The organism is Micromonospora marina, assembly GCF_900091565.1.
Taxonomy (GTDB): domain Bacteria; phylum Actinomycetota; class Actinomycetes; order Mycobacteriales; family Micromonosporaceae; genus Micromonospora; species Micromonospora marina.
Window position 1 is genome coordinate 12835 of record NZ_FMCV01000006.1, and the last position, 18709, is coordinate 31543.

Genomic DNA, 18709 nt, shown 5'->3' on the forward strand with positions numbered 1-18709 from the left:
AATAGACATACATAACATGAGTATTCATGACTGTTACCGACCTCCGGCACGGCGGGCGGGCGCGGACACCGGTCGCGGGATGGGACGGCAGAATGCACGGGAACCCACCCGAAGAAGGCGGATCAGATCGTGACCCACTCAGTGCACCAACGGATCGCCGAAGAACTCGGCGTCGCCGAACGGCAGGTACGGGCGGCAGTCGAGCTGCTCGACGGCGGCGCCACGGTGCCGTTCATCGCCCGCTACCGCAAGGAGGCCACCGGCCTGCTCGACGACGCGCAGCTACGCACGCTGGAGGAGCGCCTGCGCTACCTGCGCGAGCTGGACGAGCGGCGCGCGGCGGTGCTGGAGTCGATCCGGAGCCAGGGCAAGCTGGACGAGGCGCTCGAGGCGCAGATCCTCGCCGCCGACTCCAAGTCCCGCCTGGAGGACATCTACCTGCCCTACAAGCCGAAGCGGCGCACCCGCGCGCAGATCGCCCGCGAGGCCGGACTGGAGCCGCTCGCGGACACGCTCCTGGCCGATCCGGCCCAGGACCCGAAGACGGTCGCCGCCAGGTTCGCCGACCCGGACAGGGGCGTCGCGGACACCGCCGCCGCCCTGGACGGGGCGCGGGCCATCCTGATCGAGCGCTTCGCCGAGGACGCCGACCTGATCGGCACGCTGCGCGAGCAGATGTGGTCGCGGGGCCGGCTGGTCTCCCGGGTACGCGACGGCCAGGAGACCGCCGGGGCGAAGTTCGCGGACTACTTCGACTTCGCCGAGCCGTACCCGAAGCTGCCCTCGCACCGCATCCTCGCCATGTTCCGCGGCGAGAAGGAGGGCGTGCTGGAGCTGACCATGGACCCGGAGGCCGACGGGGACGCCGACGCGAACCCCGGCCCCAGCCGCTACGAGGCGGCCGTGGCCGGACGCTTCGGCATCAGCGACCAGGGACGGCCCGCCGACAGGTGGCTGACCGACACGGTGCGCTGGGCCTGGCGTACCCGGATCCTGATCCACCTGGGCGCGGACCTGCGGATGCGGCTGTGGCAGGCGGCCGAGGAGGAGGCCGTGCGGGTCTTCGCCACCAACCTGCGTGACCTGCTGCTGGCCGCGCCCGCCGGGGCACGGGCGACGATGGGCCTGGACCCGGGCCTGCGCACCGGTGTGAAGGTCGCGGTGGTCGACGCCACCGGCAAGGTGGTCGCCACCGACACCATCTATCCGCACGAGCCGCGCCGGCAGTGGGACGCGTCGCTGCACACGCTCGCCACGCTCGCCGCCGCGCACGGCGTCGAACTGGTCGCGATCGGCAACGGCACCGCCAGCCGGGAGACCGACAAGCTGGCCGGTGACCTGATCAAGCGGCACCCGGAGCTGAAGCTGACCAAGGTGGTGGTCTCCGAGGCCGGCGCGTCGGTCTACTCCGCGTCCGCGTACGCCTCGCAGGAGCTGCCCGGCCTGGACGTCTCGCTGCGCGGCGCGGTGTCGATCGCCCGCCGCCTCCAGGATCCGCTGGCCGAGCTGGTGAAGATCGACCCGCGGTCGATCGGCGTCGGGCAGTACCAGCACGACCTGTCCGAGGTGAAGCTGTCCCGCTCGCTCGACGCGGTGGTCGAGGACTGCGTCAACGCGGTCGGCGTCGACGTCAACACCGCCTCCGCGCCGCTGCTCACCCGGGTCTCCGGCATCGGCGCCGGGCTGGCCGAGAACATCGTGCTGCACCGCGACGCCAACGGGCCGTTCCGCACCCGTGGGGAGCTGAAGAAGGTGCCGCGGCTCGGACCGAAGGCGTTCGAGCAGTGCGCCGGCTTCCTGCGCATCCCCGGCGGCGACGACCCGCTCGATTCCTCCAGCGTGCACCCCGAGTCATACCCGGTGGTGCGCCGCATCCTCGCCACCACCGGGCAGGACCTGCGCGCGCTGATCGGCAGGTCGGCCCTCCTGCGCGGCCTGCGCGCGACCGACTTCGTCGACGACACGTTCGGCCTGCCCACCGTCACCGACATCCTGGCCGAGCTGGAGAAACCGGGCCGTGACCCGCGCCCGGAGTTCCGCACCGCCACGTTCGTCGACGGCGTGGAGAAGATCAGCGACCTGACGCCTGGCATGGTGCTGGAGGGCGTGGTGACGAACGTGGCCGCGTTCGGCGCGTTCGTCGACGTGGGCGTGCACCAGGACGGCCTGGTGCACGTCTCGGCCATGTCGCACACCTTCGTGAAGGATCCGCGCGACGTGGTGAAGTCCGGCGACGTGGTCAAGGTCCGGGTGCTCGACGTGGACGTGCCGCGCAAGCGGATCTCGCTGACGCTGCGGCTGGACGACGAGGCGCCCGCCGGTGGCGGACGCCCGGCGGGCGGCGACGGCCGACGGGACCGGGGCGGCGCCAGCCCTCGGCCGGGCGGCCAGGGGCGGGGCGGCCAGCGCGGCGGGCAGGGCGGCGGCGGGCAACGCGGCGGCTCGGGCGGCGGCGGGCAACGCGGTGACGGACGGGGCGGTGACGGACAGGGCGGTGGCGGGCAGGGCGGCGCGTCGCGCGGTGCCCAGCAGCAGCGGCCCGGGCGCGGTGGCGGTGGCGGTGCCCCGGTCAACGACGCGATGGCGGAGGCGCTGCGCCGCGCCGGACTGGCCTGACACCACCCTTGATCAACACAGTCTCGCCGAGGTGGTGGGATCGGAGGCTCCGCGACACCACCACTTCGGCGAGCTGGAGTTGATCACGCCGGGCGGCGCCGGTTCCGCGTACCCTCGCGGTCGTGGGCGGTGAGGACGACGAGCGGTGGCGGGAGCGGCGGCGCCGCGCGGTGCGGGCGCACGCGGAGGCCGCCGACCGGGAGCGCGCCGCGGAGCAGGCGGAGGCCGCCGACCTCGTGACCCGGTTCGCCGCCGAGGCGCTGCGGCGCGGGCTGCGCGCCGACCGGCTGACCGCGACCGGCCACGACGGTCGCGGGCGCTACCGCACGCGGATCACCGGCTGGTACGTGGACCGGGCGCACAGCCGCGCGGTGGACACCGACGGGCGCTTCTATCTGCTCACCGTGCCGCCCGGCCTGCGCTCGCGGCTGCTCGGGGCCGACCCGCGGCCCAGCGCGCCGCCGCTGGTGGTCGGCCGGGGCGGGCGCGACGGCGAGTCGGTGCCGCTGGCGACGCTGCTCAGCCGACGCCTCGACGCGGGCGACGACTGGCCCTGACCGGCGACGGCCGCTGATCGGCCCGTTGCCGCGGCACCGCAAGCGCGGCCCGCCGGGCGACATGCCGCCACCAGCACAGCTGGACCACGAGAGTGAGTAGCCCGGCGAGCACGATCGCCGCCAGGTTGATCACCAGTTGGAGAGCGGAGCCGGCCGCCTCGTGCCAGACGCCGTACGCGGAAGCCACAGCCACGTTCGCCGCCGCCGGCACCGTGGTCACCGAGATCAGCACGCCGACGAGCGACCCGGACTTCTTCGACGTCAGCGACAGCATGCCCGCGACACCGGCGAGCAGGCCCACCACCCAGGACAGCGCGTCCGGGCGCCAGATGAAGTCGGTCATCGGCCGTTCCGCCAGCAGCATGTCCCGGTCTACCAGGCCGGCCGCGGTGAGCGCCCACGTGCTCAGCACGGTGGCCACCATGGCGACGACGAAGCCGACGGTCAGGGCCTGCACCGAGCGGCCGGCCACGCACGGCTGCCGCCGCAGCAGCGCCACGCAGAGCGCGGCGAGCGGCCCGAACTCGGGGCCGACCACCATCGCACCGACGATCAGGATGGGCTGGTCGAGCAGCACGCCGACCCCGGCGATCATGGTGGCGACGACGATCAGAGCGAGGAACGTGCCGGTGAGCACCGTCTGCTCACCGGTCTTCGCGGCGATCTCGTCCCAGACCACGGCGTCCTCGCCGTGCCCGGGCGCCTCCTCGGCGGCCCGGTCGGCCGCAGAGGACAAGGTCAGCTCCACGTCGTCGGCCGCAATCGCCCCGTGCGCCTCGACACCCATCTCCTGGAGCCGGCTCAGCACGCCGTCGGCGCTCTCCCGAACGACGTCGCAGGTGACGTAGTCACCCTCGGGCTGGCGGGCGGCGCCCGGCAGCACCACAAGGTGCGTGACACCAGGATCGGCGGCCAGCAGGTCCACGACCGCCGACGACTGGTCGCTCGGCGCGATCACCCTCAGGTGCAGCACTCGGGCCTCCCGGATCTTCGGTGCCTGGCACGGGCCGCCGAACTCTACTCGTTACCGGGAAGGCGGGGGCGATCCGGCGCCGCCGCGCGGCACGATCGTGTGCTTTTCAGCACGAACCCGACGTACGCCATCACTCCTCGGCGGGTCGGCCGTTTTACCGTCCGTGACCCTTCGCTGCCACGACCGTGATCCCGCTGCGGGGACGGAGGCTCGATGACCGGCCGGATCTACCTGTCCCCGCCCGATGTCGGGCCCCTGGAGGAGTCCTACGTGCTCCGTGCGATCCGCTCGGGTTGGGTGGCGCCGCTCGGACCGGAGGTTGAGGCGTTCGAGCGGGAGGTCGCGGAGCGCGTCGGGGCGGCGCACGCGCTGGCTCTCAACTCCGGCACGTCCGCGCTGCACCTCGCCCTGCTCATGCTCGAGGCCGGACCGGGAAGCGTGGTGGTGGCGCCCACGATGACGTTCGTGGCCACCGCCAACGCCGCTGTCTACACCGGCGCCGAGCCGGTCTTCGTCGACTGCGACCCGGCGACCGGCAACATGGACGTGACCGCGCTCGCCGACATGCTCGACATGTTGACCCGAGCCGGCGAGAGGGTCGCGGCGGTACTGATCGCGGACATGTTCGGCACGTGCGCCGACTACGACGAGCTGCTGCCGGTGTGTGAAGCGGCGGGCGTGCCGGTGGTCGAGGACGCCGCGCAGGCCCTGGGCGCCACCTACCGCGGGCGTCCCGCCGCATCCTTCGGGCGGCTCAACGCGCTGTCGTTCAACGGCAACAAGATCATCACGACGTCCGGCGGCGGAATGCTGCTCTCCGACGACGAGGCGTTGCTCGCCCGCTGCCGGCACCTGGCCACCCAGGCGCGCGAACCCGTGCCGCACTACGAGCACGTCGACGTGGGCTACAACTACCGGCTCAGCAATCTGCTCGCCGCCCTGGGCCGGGCACAGCTGCACCGGCTGGACGGGATGATGCGCCGCCGCCGGCTGCTGCGCGAGCGCTACGCCAAGCTGTTCTCCGGTGTGCCCGGGGTCCGCTTGCTCGGCGACGGGGACGAGGGCTCGAACTGCTGGCTGACCAGCATCGTGGTCGACCCCGGGCGGACCGGGTGGTCGGCTGCGGAACTCGGCGCGCACCTGGCCGCGCGGGACATCGAAACCCGGCACGTGTGGAAGCCGATGCACCGGCAGCCGGTGTTCGCCGGGTGCCGTGCGGTCGTGACGGGCGCCTCGGATCACCTGTTCGCTCGAGCACTCACCCTGCCCAGCGGCTCCGCGCTGGACGACGACCGCTTGGCGCGGGTCATCGGCGCGGTCGAGCAGTTCCTGGACGCCCGGTGACGGCCGGCGCGGGTATACGCCCGCTTCGGATCGTCGTCCTGTTGAAGACCGACCAGGGCGGACTCTGGATCGTTCCGCAGGTGGAGGAACTCCGCCGCCGCGGGCACGAGGTGGTGGCGGTCCTGCCGCGCCGGACCGGGCGGCTGACCGAGGAGCTGCGGCGGCGAGGTGTCGAGGTGTACGACTCGCCGTTCGACTTCCGTTTCCGGCCGCGCCCGTCGACGCTGCGGGACTTGTGGCGGCTCCGCCGTCTGATCAGCCGGCTCCGCCCGGACGTGCTGAAGTACCACCTGTACGCGTCCGCGCTCGCCGCCCGCTTCGCGAGCATGCGTCTGCCGCTGCGCCGGGTGCACATGGTGGCCGGGCCGCTGTACCTGGACTCTCCGCTGATCAAACTCGTCGAACGGGCGTTGTGGCGGCTCGACGACGTCACCATCTGCGGCACCGGCCACACCTCCGGTCTCTACGGCGCGCTCGGGTGCCCCGCACCCCGGCGCCCGGTCGTCACCTACGGCGCCCGGACCGCGCACTTCGCCGACCTGGCCGGCTCGGCCGACCGACGGGAGGTGCGAGCCAAGGCACGGGCCGAACTCGGCATCGAGGAGGACATGTTCGTCGTCATCATGGTCTCCTACGTCTATCCGCCGCGGAGGCTGGTCCACCAGGGGCGCGGCATCAAGGGCCACGACGTGCTGCTGGCGGCCTGGCGGGAGTTCCGTGTTGGCCACCCGGGCGCCCGGCTACTCCTGGTAGGCGCCGGTTTCTCGGCAGGCGGGGAGGCGCACCGGCGGGAATTGATCCAGCGCTTCGGCGTCGATCGGGACCCGAGCGTGACGTGGTTGACGTCGGTGTCGGATGTACGCGACTGCTACCGCGCCGCCGACGTGAGCGTCAGTCCTTCGCTGTCCGAGGGGCACGGTGCCGCCTGCGAGGCCGGGGCCACCGGTGTGCCCTGCATCGTCAGTGACGCCGGCGGTCTGCCCGAGACCGTCGACGAGACGACCGGCTGGGTGGTGCCGCGCAACGACGTGGGGGCGCTGGTCGCCGCGCTGCGGCAGGCCTACGGCGAGTTTACCGACGGCCGGCTCCGGCTGCGGGGTGAGCGGGCCCAGCGGTTCGCGCTGCGGCACTTCGACAACACGGTGGCGGCCGGCGACGTCGCCGACGTGGTGGAGGCCGCCTGCCGGACCGGCGGGAGAGCCTGATGCGGGTCGTGGTGACGTCGGAGTCGCGCTTCAGCCGCACTCCCGACGGCGCGGTGTGGGTCGAGGCCGGGCCGGACAACGCGATCTGGCGGCGCTACCTGGCCGCTTTCGACAATGTACGCGTCGCCGCCCGGGTCCGGGACATCGCACAGCGCCCCCCGGCTGCGGCCCGGGTCGACGGGGACGGCGTCGAGGTCTGGGCGCTGCCGTACTACGTCGGACCACAGGGCTACCTGCTGGGACGGCGGGCGATCGCCGCGGCGGTGACCGCTGCGGCGGACCCCCGGGACGCCGTGGTGCTCCGGGTACCCTCGCCGATCGGTTCACTGCTGGCACGGGCACGCTACCGGGCCCGCCTCCCGTACGCGCTCGAAGTGATAGGCGATCCGTACGACGTACTCGCCCCGGGAGTCGTCCGGCATCCACTGCGGCCGCTACTGCGCATGCTGTCCACCCAGACGCTGCGCCGGCAGTGCCGCGAGGCCGCCGCCGTGGCGTACGAGACGGATCGGCGCCTGCAACTCCGCTACCCCGCGTTGCCGACCACGCCCACGGCCGGTATCTCCAGCGTCGACCTACCACCGGCGGCGTTCGTGCCGCGGGCCCGGCGGGTCCGGCAGCCTCCGCCAGTGGCGACACTGGTGTCGGTCGGCTCGCTCGAACAGCTCTACAAGGGAATCGACACGCTCATCTCCGCGCTGGCGCTGATGCCCGCCGACGGGCCCCAGGCCCGGCTCGTGCATGTCGGCGTGGGCGCCTACCGTCCCCATCTGGAGCAGCTGGCCGCTCGGTCGGGAGTGGCCGACCAGGTGAGCTTCACCGGCCCGCTGCCCGACGCCGAGGCGGTCCGCCGGGCGCTGGACGCGGCAGATCTGTTCGTGATGCCGTCGCGTACCGAGGGCCTGCCCCGGGCGCTCATTGAGGCGATGGCCAGGGCGCTGCCGGCGGTCGGGTCGACCGCCGGCGGCATTCCGGAGCTGCTCGAACCGGACTGCCTGGTGCCGCCCGACGATCCGGCCGCGCTCGCCTTCACGGTCACCGCGATGCTGGCCCACCCGGACCGGCTCGCGGCAGCCTCGGTTCGCAACCTCCGCCGGGCCCGTGACTTCTCCGCCGAGACCCTCGACGCCCGTCGGGCGTCATTCTACCGGACGGTCGCCGAGACCTCCACCGGACAGTCGGACCGTAGAGCACCGGCCTCCCTTCCGTCCGCACGCTGACATACCGCGCACCGGACGGCACCCCCGTCGACCGGTGCGGGCGCCGTCCGGCCGGGACCGTTCAGGCGTCGGCGTGCCGGGCACCCTCTTGCGCGGCGTCCCGGAGGATGTCGAGGTAACGGCCGAGTTGGTCCTCACGGAACAATCCGTCCAACGCGGCGGCCGGCACTGCCGGCACCCGTCCGGTCCGTTCCTTCACCGCCAGCCACTCCCGCAGTTGGGCGGCGATCGCGGCTGGCTCGTTCGCTACGACACCCGCCTCCCGCTCGCGCAGCAGGCGCGCGGCCACGCCATTCTCGTAACCGATCAGGAGGATGGGGCGGCGGGCCTGGAGGTAGTCGAAGATCTTGCCAGTCACCGTGCCGGCGGCTCGCGGATCATTCCACATGAGCAGGACGAGCACGTCCGCATCCGCCTGGATCCGCCAGGACTTCTCCGACGAGACCTGGCCGAGAAGGGTGACGGAGTCGGTCACGCCGGCCCGCTCGGCGGCGGCGCGGGTGATGCCGTGGTCCTCCCCCGCGAAGATCACGTGCACCTTCGCGGCGTCCGCGCCGAGCAGGGCGATCGCATCGATCAGCGGACTCGGATCACGCTTTCCCGGATAGATGTAGCCGGTGTGTGCGAGCGTCAGTGTGGTAGTCGGCGTCTCGCCGCCCACCGAGTTCGCGGAGGGCTCCATCGGTACTGGCCGGCGGTCGATGCCGTTCATCACCACGTGCGTCTGCGCACCGAAGGCGCGGCGGATCGTCTCCGCCAGCGGCTCCGAGACCGTCACGCACGCCGCCACGGTCCGCAGAACGCGCCGCTCCAGCCTCTTGTCGACCGCTCGGCGCAGTGCGGAGCGCACCCAGTACTCGTTGCCGACGGACCACAGGTCCCGGTAGTCAGCGACCCACGGCACCCGGAACCGCCGGGCGAGTGCGGCGGCCACGACGAATCCAGAGAAGGGCGGGCCGGATACCAGGATGACGTCCGGGCGCCATCCAGCGGCACCCCGGTCGAAGTTCTGTACCGGTGGTCGGATCCAGTTGAGCTGGGGGTCCGGCAGCAACAGTTCCATGCCAGCCCTTACCAGAAGTCGATCGGCGCCGGAGCGGAGTCGCCCAAGCCGGAACGGCGGTGGGGCGGTACCGTCCGGCACCGGCTCTCCCGCAGGCCGGCCGGGCCGCCGGAGCCGCGGCGACGGCGCGATCCGGATCATCTGCTCCTCAGGCACCGGGACGAGGGCGTCGCCCTGGTCGGTGCCTACTGCGGTCAGCACCCGGACCTCCCACCCCTGCTGCTTCGCGAACGCCGCAAGGGCCGCGGGCCGCCGCGCGCCGACGGTCTCCGCCGGCGGGAAGTGATACGAGACGATCAGCAGGCGCGGGACCCGCTCCGGGTAGATGTTCCTCATGACGGGATAAACGATTTCTCAAGACACAAGACGTGACGAAGGATGCGAACGCCTCAGCTCTGCGCCACGAGCTGCGGCGCGGAACGAGCGCTGCCGAGGTTCCGGCCGGCCGCCGTCACGACCCGCAGCGCCATCAACCACCCGACGCCGTACGCCAGCGCGCCGGACACCCCGAACGCCCAGACCGCGGTCAGCGGTGACCCGCCCACGAGCGCCACCACCGACACTGCTCCCGCCACCACCGCGACACGGCCCGCGTCCCAGGCGAGTTGCAGAGCCTGGCGCTCGAACACGACGAGCGTCTGCGACAGCGGTGAGACGACGATCTGAGCCGCCATGAAGACGGCCAGGGCCTGTGCGTAGGCGCCGCTGCTGTCCCACTGCGGACCGAAGACCAGGTTGAAGGCTGCCGGCGCGCCGACCAGCACGAGTAGTGCGCCGGGACCCGCGATCAGGGCCAGTCTCCGGCTGGCGTCGAGAAACACGCGCCGACCTCGCCGGGGTTGTTCCCGGGCGATTCGGGCGACCTCCCCCAGATATACCTGGGCTACCGCGGACGCCACCAGGGCGGCGGGCACGGCGATCACCCGCTGGGTCAATCCCAACCAGCCGGCCACCGCGGAGCCGTACCAAGAGGCGATGAGCAGCACCGGCAACTGCGTGCCGAGGACGTTGAGAAGACCGGACGGGGCCAGGAGCAGCGGGAACCGACGATACCGGCGCGCGACCGCCGGCAGGCGTGGCGGCCGTCGATCGCCCCGGGCGGCGATCGCGCCGCGCCGACGGACGTCCCGGAGCAGGACCGCGGCGGCCGCTAGCTGACCGAACCCGAAGCCGAGCGCCAGGCCGCCGGGACGAAGTCCCGTCACACCAGCCACGATCTGGGTGACCACCACCGTCAGGGACTGGAAGAGGTTACGCCGGCCGATCGCCCCGTAGCGACGGTGCCGCACGGCGAACTGGTTGAGCACGAGGACGACGCCCATCGCAGCGGCGGAGAACGGCACCACCCAGAGCCAGTGGGCCAGTTCCGGCTGACCGAACCAGGAGGCGACCCGGTCCCTCGTCAGCAGGACGACGACCGTACCCAGGACCGCCGTGCCGGTCGCCGCGGCGAGGCCGAGCCGTACCAGCGCCCGGGCGTCCTCCTCGCGTTCGGGTAGCGGAACTGCCATCTCGAACCGGAGCGCGGCCACCGTGCCCACTGTGACCACGAGCGCGGCGACCACGGCGAGGACACCGAAGTCGGCCGGGCGGTAGAGCCTCGTCAGCAACGGCGCCGCGGCCAGCGCCAGCAGTTGGCCGCCGGCGGATCCGGCGGCGATGCCCACCACTCCGCGCCGCCCGCTCGACATGGCGAACCGCCTGGCACGCCACCTCACCCAGCGACACCTCGGCGGCCGACCGGGCGCCTACCCGCGTTGCGGGCCGGCACTTCGGCGCGGGCGGGCACTCCGGTGCGCAACGTCGCGCCGGTCATCACGAGCACACCGAGAGCCAGTGCGACGAAGAGCGGACGCCCGGCGTTCACATCCCCGGACGTCGACACCGCCACCACGTTGAACGCCAGCACCGCCAGCACGAACCCGGCGACCGGGTCACGCCGGGTCGCGCGCCAGAGCCTTCCTGCCACGATCAGGGTGGCCAGGATGAAGGCCCCTCCGACGAGCCAGCCTGCCTCGGCCGGTAACTCCAGCCACAGGTTGTGCGGATAGTTGTGCACCAGCATGCCGGAGTGGTCGGACCAGTTGCCGTAGCCGACCCCACCTGGATGCTCGGCGATCATCGGCACACTGACCTCGCGCATCTCCGCCCGGGCGGTGCCGAACATCTCCTCGCTCGGGTCGACCAGGAGCGCGTACACCCGGGGCGGCAGCAACGACGGCATGGTGATGACGGCCAGCACCAGGGCACTCATCAGACTCAGACCGACCCACTCGCGCCGTCCCCGCCGGATCTTGAGGCGAAATCCGGCCAGCACCAGGACGAAGAGGGCGACCACAGTGGCCACTAGCGGACCCCGGGAGCCGGTCGCGAAGAGAGCGAGGCCGAGGAACAGCGCCAAGCCCATTGCCCACCAGGCGGCCACCCGCTTCTGCAGATAGAGCCAGGTGAGCGCGACGAGCGCACCACCGAGGGCCCGGGCCAGCCAGATCGGGTTGGAGCCGAAGCCGTCGGCCCGGCCGTTCTGCGGATCGCCGGTGAGCGTGGCGATCGCGAGCACCACCCCCGACACCACGAACACCGCGGCGAACATCTCGACGTCTCGTCGCCCGCGCAGCACCGCCGCCGCCAGCGTGGCGAACATGGTCAACGTCAGGAGCAACACGAACTTCTGCCGACCGTAGTCGGTCTCCGGGGGGTGCAGGATTCCCGGCAACGCGAGGACGCCGAAGGCCACCAGGACCCAGAAGACCACTGTCCGAGCCCGCGAGGCCGGACGGAGGATCTCGTGGAAAAGCAACGGCACCGCGAGCACGACCGCGGCGATGAGGAATCCGCGGCCGACAGTCCGCGTGAACTGGTCGAAGTTGAGCAGCAACACGACGGCGGTGGCGCGCAGCACTGCCGAGACAAGACCACCCGTGGGTCGCGCCGGTGTCTCCGGGCCTGCGGGCCCGGCGGCTCCGCGAACCGTACCGATCGCCGGCGACCGCCGGTTGTCCTGCATCACCGTCACGTTCGACCCTCCCGGGGCAGCGGGCCTGGAACTCGTCACACCGCCCGGTCGGAGCGGTAGCGCGCGAGGTTGGCCGGGTCGAGGAACCACTCGACCGTCGCTTTCAGTCCCTCGTCGATGCTGGTGACCGGCTGCCAGCCGGTCCGTGACCGGAGCAGGCCGGCGTCGCCGAGCAGGCGCTCGACCTCGGACTCCGCGGGACGGAGTCGGGACTCCGCGACCACCACCTCCGGCTGGACGCCGAACATGGCGGCGATCTTGCGTACCAGGTCCCCGACCGAGGTCTCCCGGCCGGTCGCGGCCTGGAACACGCCACCCACGACGGCATCGTCCGGCGCCGTGCCGACTGCCCGGAAGGCCGCCACGGTGTCCGTCACGTAGAGCAGGTCGCGGGTGGTACGCAGCGCGCCCAGCCGGATCACTCCGCCGTCCTTCGCCAGCTGGCTGATAATGGTGGGGATGACCGCCCTGGTGGACTGCCGGGGACCGTACGTGTTGAACGGCCGGAGCGTGACCACCGGTAGGCCGAAACTGAGGTGGTAGCTCTCGGCCAGCTTGTCCGCGCCGATCTTCGAGGCCGAGTACGGCGACTGACCGCGCAACCGGTGCTGCTCGGTCATGGGAACCGTGGTGGCTGTCCCGTACACCTCGCTCGTGGACGTGACCACCACCCGCCCCACGCCGGCCGTCCGCGCGCTCTCCAGCACGTTGAGCGTGCCGGTGATGTTCGTGTCCACGTAGGACTGCGGCGCGAGGTACGAGTACGGGATGCCGCCCAACGCGGCCAAGTGGTAGACGGTGGAGGCACCGTCTACCAGCCGCTGCACCAACCCCCGGTCGCGGATGTCGCCCGCGACGACCTCGACACCGGCCAGTTGGTCCGGGCCGAACGTGTCCAGCCAGCCGTGCGACCCGGCGCCGTTGTAGCGCACCAGGGCGCGTACCGGGTGGCCCGCGGCGGCGAGCGCCTCGACCAGGTGGGATCCGATGAAGCCACCGGCTCCGGTCACCACCACCGGCTCTTCGGACGAGTGTGCCGTCATGGTTCGCTCCTCCTGTTCAGCGGTCCGGCCGTAGCCGGCACCGGGTCGGCCAGATGAGTCGGCGCCGTCCGGCTCCACAGCGCACCGATCGACTCGGACAGGTCGTGTTCGGGTGCCCACCCCAGGACCGAGGCCGCCCGGCCGACGTCGGCGCGTATCCAGCCCACGTCGGCGGACCGGGGGGACGGTGGGCGGTCCTCCAGGACGCGGACCGGCCGGCCGGACACCGACACCAGCAGGTGGACGGCGTCGCGCACCGGCACCGCCCGGCCACTCGCCACGTTCAGGACACGAGCCTGGGGCGCCGTGACGGTCACCGCCCGCCGGATCGCGGCGGCCACGTCGCGCACGTCCACGAAGTCCCGGTACGCGCCCAGCGGACCGGTACGCAGGTCCTCACCGGGCGCGAGGCGGGACAGCAGGGCCGCTACCCGGCCGAGCAGCGTCGTGCGGGGCATGCCGGGACCGACGGGGTTGAACACCCGGAGCGCCACCGCGTCCACCCGGCCGGCCGCTGCCGCCACCTCCATGAGCCGGGTCGCCGCCGCCTGGCTCACGCCGTAGGCGCTGACCGGTGCCGGAGGGCGGTCCTCGGCGACCGAGGTGCCGAACCGGACCGGACCGTACTCTGCGGCGGAGCCGAGACGGACCAGCCGTGCGCCGGGCGCGGCGTCGGCGATCGCGTCCACCAGCTTGGCGGTTGCCAGCGTGTTCACCCGGACCAGGTCCTCGGCCGCGCCGCTCACCGCTCCGGCGCAACTGACCACCGCGTCCGGTCGCAGCGTGCCGAGCAACGTACGCAACGCCTCCGGCCTCGCGGTGACCAGGTCGCACTCGCCGCGCGACGGGCACACCACCTCCGCCGTGGCCTCCAGCTCCTTTCGTGAGTGGGAGCCGATGAATCCGGAGGCGCCGAAGAGGAGAACGCGCATCATGCCCCCGCCGGCGTGCCGGCGGGCAGGAGAAGATCCCGGACTTCGGCGAAGCAACGGTTGGCTTCGTCGTAGTCCTCGGGGCGGCCGATGTCCAGCCAATAGCCGTCGAACTCGTAGCCGGCCGGTGGTGCGCCCCGGCCCAGCAGGTCGAGTACCAGTTGGTCGAACCCGAACGGCTGCCCCACCGGATAGTGGGCGATGGTGCTGCGGGAGAGGCCGTAGACGCCCATGCTCACCCGGTAGTGCAGGACTGGCTTCTCCGAGAACGACGTGATCTTGTCGCCGGCCAGCTCCAGGACGCCAAAATCGATCTTGACGGTACGCCGGTAGGTCGCCACCGTCAGCGGCGCGCCCGATCGGGTGTGGGTGGCCAGCAGGTCGGCGTAGTCGAGATCGGTGAGCACGTCGCCGTTCATCACCAGGAAGTGCTCGGGCAGGTGGCCCCGGATGCCGAAGAGCGGGCCGATCGTCGACAGCGGCCGGTCCTCCTCGACGTAGTCGACGGCCAGGCCGAACCGGGAGCCGTCGCCGACGAAGGCCCGGATCAGCGCGCCCAGGTGGTTGATCGCCAGGGTGACGTGGGTGAAGCCGCGGCCGGCGAGCTGGCGCAGGACGATCTCGAGGATCGCGTAGCTCTCGCCGATGGGCACGAGCGGCTTGGGCAAGGTGGAGGTGTAGGGACGCAGCCGTACGCCCGCGCCGCCCGCCATGATCACGACATGCATCGACTCTCCACTCGTCCCCCGCCCTACCTCGCGTCCAACGAGCCGCACCCGCGCGGGGGTACGGAAATCACCTGTTCGGGGGCACTTTCCCGGCTCCGCAGCCGCGGGTGGGCCCGTTGCCGCACGCCGCTGTGGTGAGCTGTAGCGGTGGCGGGCGATGTGCTGGGGCTGGTGCTGCACCCGACCCGGGACGTCTCCGAGGTGGTGCGGATCATCACGGACTGGGCGGCCCGGCACCGGATCACGCTCGCGGTACGCGCCGAGGACCGCGCCCGCGTACCGGCCTCGGTGGAGGCGTTCGCCGCGGACGAGTTGGCCGGGCGCTGCGCCGCGCTGATCAGCATCGGCGGCGACGGCACTATGCTGGGCGCGCTGCGGATGGCCGTCCGCGACCCGAAGCCGGTGCTCGGCGTCCACCTGGGCAAGCTCGGCTTCCTGGTCGAGGTGGAGCCGCCGGACCTGCCCCGCGCCCTGGAACGGCTGGTGGAGCACGACTTCACAGTCGAGTCGCACGCCTGCCTGGCCTGTGACGTCTGCGGCGACGACGTGGTGGCGTTCAACGACATCGCCCTGGTCCGGCAGCCCGGAGCCGGCTTCGTCGCGGCCACGCTGGCGGTGGACGGCCAGCGGTACGGCTACTACCGGTGCGACGCGCTGGTGGTGAGCACGCCGGCCGGTTCGACGGCGTACAGCTACGCCGCCGGTGGGCCGCTGATCTCACCGGCCACCGAGGCGATGGTGGTGACGCCGTCGGCGCCGATGGCCGGCATCTCCCGATCGGTGCTGCTCTCCGCGCACGAGACGGTGCATCTGGAGCTGCGCGCGGACTCGGCGCCGGTGGCGGTGGAGATGGACGGCCTGCTGATCCGGCAGGCGGCGACCGAGGGTTCGGTGCACGTCCGGTACGTCAGGGACGCCGGCCGGGTGGTCCGCCTCGACCCGCGCCGCTACCAGGAGCGCAGCCAACTCAAGCTGAGCCTGCTGGACCTGCCGCTGCTGCCGGACCAGTTGCGCGAGCTGTTGCCGGACGGGTTGCGGGAGCAGCTCGACCGCCGCGAGCTGCCCCCGCCCAAGTGAGCCGGGTCAGGCGGTGGCCAGCACCCCGTCGACCAGCGCCTTGGCCTCCTCCTGGATCCGGGCCAGATGGTCCGCCCCCTGGAACGACTCGGCGTAGATCTTGTAGACGTCCTCGGTGCCGGACGGGCGGGCGGCGAACCAGCCCGACTCGGTGGTCACCTTGAGGCCGCCGATCGCGGCATCGTTGCCGGGCGCGGTGGTGAGGATCGCCGTGATCGGCTCACCGGCCAGCTCGGTGGCGGTGACCTGGTCCGGCGACAGCTTCGCCAGGACGGCCTTCTCCGCCCGCCCGGCCGGCGCGTCGATCCGGGCGTACGCGGGCGCGCCGAAGCGGTCGGCCAGCTCGGCCCAGTGCTCGCTGGGCGTACGGCCGGTGGTGGCGATGATCTCGGCGGCGAGCAGGCAGAGCAGGATGCCGTCCTTGTCGGTGGTCCAGGTGCCGCCGTCGCGGCGCAGGAACGACGCCCCGGCGCTCTCCTCGCCGCCGAAACCGACGGTGCCGTCGAGCAGGCCGGGCACGAACCACTTGAACCCGACCGGCACCTCCAGCAGCGGGCGGCCGAGGTCGGCCGCGACCCGGTCGATCATCGAGGAGGAGACGAGCGTCTTGCCCACCGCCGCGGCCGGGCCCCACTGCTCCCGGGTACGGAACAGGTGGCCGATCGCCACGGCCAGGTAGTGGTTGGGGTTCATCAGCCCGCCGTCGGGGGTGACGATGCCGTGCCGGTCGGCGTCGGCGTCGTTGCCGGTGGAGACCGCGTACTCGTCCCGGGCGGCGATCAGCGAGGCCATCGCGTTCGGCGACGAGCAGTCCATCCGGATCTTGCCATCGCCGTCGAGCGTCATGAACCGCCACGTCGGGTCCACGAGCGGGTTGATCACGGTGAGGTCGAGGCGGTGCCGCTGCGCGATCTCGCTCCAGTACGCCACGCTCGCCCCGCCCATCGGGTCCGCCCCGATGCGCACCCCCGCGTCGCGGATCGCGTCGATGTCCAGCGCGGCGGGCAGGTCGTCGACGTACCGGGCGAGGAAGTCGTACTCCCCGGTGGTGTCGGCGGCGCGCGCCCGCGCGTACGGGATGCGTTTCACCTCCTTGAGCCCGGCGGCGAGGATGGCGTTCGCGCGGTCCTGGATCCACCTGGTGGCGTCGGTGTCGGCGGGCCCGCCGTGGGTGGGGTTGTACTTGAACCCGCCGTCGGACGGCGGGTTGTGCGACGGGGTGATCACGATGCCGTGGGCGAGGCCGCCGGTGCGCCCCCGGTTGTGGGTGAGGATGGCGTGCGAGACGGCGGGGGTCGGGGTGTAGCCGTCACGGCTGTCGCGCAGCACTGTGACCTCGTTTGCGGCGAGCACCTCCAGCGCGTCGGCCTCGGCGGGCGCGGAGAGCGCGTGGGTGTCCCGGCCGAGGAACAGCGGCCCGTCGAGTCCCTGCTCGCGCCGGTAGTCGCAGAGCGCCTGGGTGACGGCCAGGATGTGGTCGGAGTTGAAGGCGTTGCGCAGGCTGGACCCGCGGTGCCCGGAGGTGCCGAAGGAGACCTGCTGCGCCGGGTCGTCCGGGTCCGGGTGCTCGGCGTAGTAGGCGGTGACCAGCCGGGGCACGTCGACCAGGTCGGCGGGCTGCGCGGGCTGACCGGCACGGGGGTGGGCCACTGCGGGATCCTCCTCGGTGATGCGGTGGGGACTGCTCAGGGCTCGACGCGTTGGCCCTTGCCGATGACGACGATGCCGTTGTCGGACACGGTGTAGCGCTGACGGTCCTTCTCCAGGTCGACGCCGATCTCGGCGCCCTCCGGGACGTGGACGTTCTTGTCCAGGATCGCGCGCCGGACGACCGCGTGGCGGCCGATCTGGACACCCTCCATCAGCACGGCGCCCTCGACGTGCGCCCAGGAGTGCACCTTCACCTTCGGCGCCACGATCGAGTTCTCCACCAGCGAGCCGGAGATCACCGAGCCGGGCGAGACCATCGAGCTGACCGCGCGGCCGACCCGCTCGCCCCAGGCGTGCACGAACTTGGCCGGCGGGTACGGCGGCTGCTCGGTGTAGATCGGCCACTCGAAGTTGTAGAGGTTGAACACGGGGTGCACGTTGATCAGGTCCATGTGCGCGTCGTAGAACGAGTCGAGCGTCCCCACGTCCCGCCAGTAGCCGCGGTCGCGGTCGGTGCTGCCGGGCACCTCGTTGTCCTTGAAGTCGTAGACGTTGGCCTCGCCGCGCTCGACGAGCATCGGGATGATGCTGCCGCCCATGTCGTGCTTGCTCGTCTTGTCCGCCGCGTCGCGCTCGACCGCCTCGCACAGCGCCCGGGTGGTGAACACGTAGTTGCCCATCGAGGCGTAGATCTCGTCCGGCGCGTCGGGCAGTCCGACCGCGTCGGTGGGCTTCTCTCGGAACGCGCGGATGCGCTTGCCGTCCTCGCCGACCTCGATCACGCCGAACTGGTCGGCCGTCGACAGCGGCTGCCGGATGCCGGCCACGGTCACTCCGGCGCCGGAGGCGATGTGGTCCTCGACCATCTGCCGGGGGTCCATCCGGTAGATGTGGTCGGCGCCGAAGACGATCACGTAGTCGGGCTGCTCGTCGTTGATCAGGTTGAAGCTCTGGTAGATCGCGTCGGCCGAGCCGGCGAACCACCACGGGCCGCGGCGCTGCTGCGCGGGCACCGGCGTGACGTAGTTGCCCAGCAGCGTCGACATCCGCCAGGTCTTGGTGATGTGGCGGTCCAGCGAGTGGGACTTGTACTGGGTCAGCACGACGATCTTGAGGAAGCCGGCGTTCGCCAGGTTGGACAGGACGAAGTCGACCATACGGTACATCCCACCGAAGGGGACGGCGGGCTTCGCCCGGTCGGTGGTCAGGGGCATCAGGCGCTTGCCCTCCCCGCCGGCCAGGACGATCGCGAGCACCTTGGCAGCCATGCTCAGACGCTAACCAC

Annotated in this window: 15 protein-coding genes; 6 read left to right on the plus strand and 9 right to left on the minus strand. The window is 72.1% G+C overall.

Annotated features, from left to right (window positions below; genetic code table 11):
- The first annotated feature begins 129 nt into the window (after positions 1 to 129).
- Entirely contained in the window at positions 130 to 2616 is a 2487-nt protein-coding gene (locus GA0070215_RS09965; protein ID WP_091044362.1) for a Tex family protein, read from the plus strand.
- A gap of 122 nt (positions 2617 to 2738) precedes the next feature.
- A complete protein-coding gene (locus tag GA0070215_RS09970; RefSeq protein WP_091044364.1) occupies positions 2739 to 3173 on the plus strand; it encodes a hypothetical protein in 435 nt (144 codons plus the stop codon).
- On the opposite strand, the gene GA0070215_RS09975 is transcribed toward GA0070215_RS09970, so the two are convergent.
- Entirely contained in the window at positions 3136 to 4146 is a 1011-nt protein-coding gene (locus GA0070215_RS09975) for a DUF389 domain-containing protein (RefSeq protein ID WP_091044368.1), read from the minus strand. The two genes, GA0070215_RS09970 and GA0070215_RS09975, sit on opposite strands and share 38 nt — an antisense overlap.
- A gap of 213 nt (positions 4147 to 4359) precedes the next feature.
- On the opposite strand from GA0070215_RS09975, the gene GA0070215_RS09980 reads away from it, so the two are divergent.
- The 3 genes from GA0070215_RS09980 to GA0070215_RS09990 are packed head-to-tail and all read left to right on the plus strand — an operon-like array spanning position 4360 to position 7915.
- Entirely contained in the window at positions 4360 to 5490 is a 1131-nt protein-coding gene (locus GA0070215_RS09980; RefSeq protein WP_091044372.1) for a DegT/DnrJ/EryC1/StrS family aminotransferase, read from the plus strand.
- A gap of 41 nt (positions 5491 to 5531) precedes the next feature.
- Positions 5532 to 6695 carry a glycosyltransferase family 4 protein gene (locus GA0070215_RS09985; RefSeq protein WP_244166935.1) on the plus strand — a complete coding sequence of 388 codons (1164 nt, stop codon included), beginning with the start codon at positions 5532 to 5534 and terminating at the stop codon, positions 6693 to 6695.
- The gene (locus GA0070215_RS09990) at positions 6695 to 7915 is read left to right on the plus strand and encodes a glycosyltransferase (protein ID WP_091044379.1); all 1221 of its coding nucleotides are present in this window, start codon (positions 6695 to 6697) and stop codon (positions 7913 to 7915) included. The genes GA0070215_RS09985 and GA0070215_RS09990 overlap by 1 nt, the downstream gene beginning before the upstream one ends.
- A 61-nt stretch (positions 7916 to 7976) precedes the next feature.
- Here GA0070215_RS09990 and GA0070215_RS09995 read toward each other — a convergent pair whose 3' ends face one another.
- From GA0070215_RS09995 to GA0070215_RS10020, 6 genes are read right to left on the minus strand one after another with little or no spacing between them, the layout of a single operon-like run.
- Entirely contained in the window at positions 7977 to 9314 is a 1338-nt protein-coding gene (locus GA0070215_RS09995) for a glycosyltransferase (RefSeq protein ID WP_091044382.1), read from the minus strand.
- Between the two features lie 53 nt (positions 9315 to 9367).
- Positions 9368 to 10669: a lipopolysaccharide biosynthesis protein gene (locus tag GA0070215_RS10000; RefSeq protein WP_091044386.1), complete on the minus strand. Its 1302-nt coding sequence runs from the start codon at positions 10667 to 10669 to the stop codon at positions 9368 to 9370.
- Between the two features lie 23 nt (positions 10670 to 10692).
- Positions 10693 to 11985 (minus strand): O-antigen ligase family protein, encoded by a 1293-nt coding sequence (locus tag GA0070215_RS10005; protein WP_244166954.1) that lies wholly within the window; start codon positions 11983 to 11985, stop codon positions 10693 to 10695.
- A gap of 44 nt (positions 11986 to 12029) precedes the next feature.
- Positions 12030 to 13037, minus strand: a complete 1008-nt coding sequence (locus tag GA0070215_RS10010) for an SDR family NAD(P)-dependent oxidoreductase (RefSeq protein ID WP_091044394.1) — start codon at positions 13035 to 13037, stop codon at positions 12030 to 12032.
- The gene (locus tag GA0070215_RS10015; protein ID WP_091044397.1) at positions 13034 to 13972 is read right to left on the minus strand and encodes an NAD-dependent epimerase/dehydratase family protein; all 939 of its coding nucleotides are present in this window, start codon (positions 13970 to 13972) and stop codon (positions 13034 to 13036) included. Before GA0070215_RS10015 ends, GA0070215_RS10010 begins: the two co-directional genes overlap by 4 nt.
- Positions 13969 to 14697, minus strand: coding sequence for a sugar phosphate nucleotidyltransferase (locus GA0070215_RS10020; RefSeq protein ID WP_091044399.1), 729 nt, complete (start codon positions 14695 to 14697; stop codon positions 13969 to 13971). The genes GA0070215_RS10015 and GA0070215_RS10020 overlap by 4 nt, the downstream gene beginning before the upstream one ends.
- A gap of 147 nt (positions 14698 to 14844) precedes the next feature.
- Between GA0070215_RS10020 and GA0070215_RS10025 the strand changes: the two genes are divergently transcribed.
- Positions 14845 to 15774 (plus strand): NAD(+)/NADH kinase, encoded by a 930-nt coding sequence (locus GA0070215_RS10025; RefSeq protein ID WP_091044401.1) that lies wholly within the window; start codon positions 14845 to 14847, stop codon positions 15772 to 15774.
- A 6-nt stretch (positions 15775 to 15780) separates the two neighbouring features.
- Here the strand turns inward: GA0070215_RS10025 and pgm are convergent, their stop codons facing one another.
- Both pgm and glgC read right to left on the minus strand, forming a co-directional pair.
- Positions 15781 to 17424: a phosphoglucomutase (alpha-D-glucose-1,6-bisphosphate-dependent) gene (gene pgm, locus GA0070215_RS10030; RefSeq protein WP_091044403.1), complete on the minus strand. Its 1644-nt coding sequence runs from the start codon at positions 17422 to 17424 to the stop codon at positions 15781 to 15783.
- 35 nt (positions 17425 to 17459) lie between these two features.
- Positions 17460 to 18692, minus strand: a complete 1233-nt coding sequence (glgC, locus tag GA0070215_RS10035; RefSeq protein ID WP_018784895.1) for a glucose-1-phosphate adenylyltransferase — start codon at positions 18690 to 18692, stop codon at positions 17460 to 17462.
- Positions 18693 to 18709 lie beyond the last annotated feature (17 nt).

Bases quoted from the DNA above. Each gene is read 5' to 3' on its own strand.
- GA0070215_RS09980 (WP_091044372.1), top strand. From the start codon at position 4,360: ATGACCGGCCGGATCTACCTGTCCCCGCCCGATGTCGGGCCCCTGGAG.
- GA0070215_RS09990 (WP_091044379.1), top strand. From the start codon at position 6,695: ATGCGGGTCGTGGTGACGTCGGAGTCGCGCTTCAGCCGCACTCCCGAC.
- GA0070215_RS09995 (WP_091044382.1), bottom strand. From the start codon at position 9,314: ATGAGGAACATCTACCCGGAGCGGGTCCCGCGCCTGCTGATCGTCTCG.
- GA0070215_RS10000 (WP_091044386.1), bottom strand. From the start codon at position 10,669: ATGTCGAGCGGGCGGCGCGGAGTGGTGGGCATCGCCGCCGGATCCGCC.
- GA0070215_RS10005 (WP_244166954.1), bottom strand. From the start codon at position 11,985: ATGCAGGACAACCGGCGGTCGCCGGCGATCGGTACGGTTCGCGGAGCC.
- GA0070215_RS10010 (WP_091044394.1), bottom strand. From the start codon at position 13,037: ATGACGGCACACTCGTCCGAAGAGCCGGTGGTGGTGACCGGAGCCGGT.
- GA0070215_RS10015 (WP_091044397.1), bottom strand. From the start codon at position 13,972: ATGATGCGCGTTCTCCTCTTCGGCGCCTCCGGATTCATCGGCTCCCAC.
- GA0070215_RS10020 (WP_091044399.1), bottom strand. From the start codon at position 14,697: ATGCATGTCGTGATCATGGCGGGCGGCGCGGGCGTACGGCTGCGTCCC.
- glgC (WP_018784895.1), bottom strand. From the start codon at position 18,692: ATGGCTGCCAAGGTGCTCGCGATCGTCCTGGCCGGCGGGGAGGGCAAG.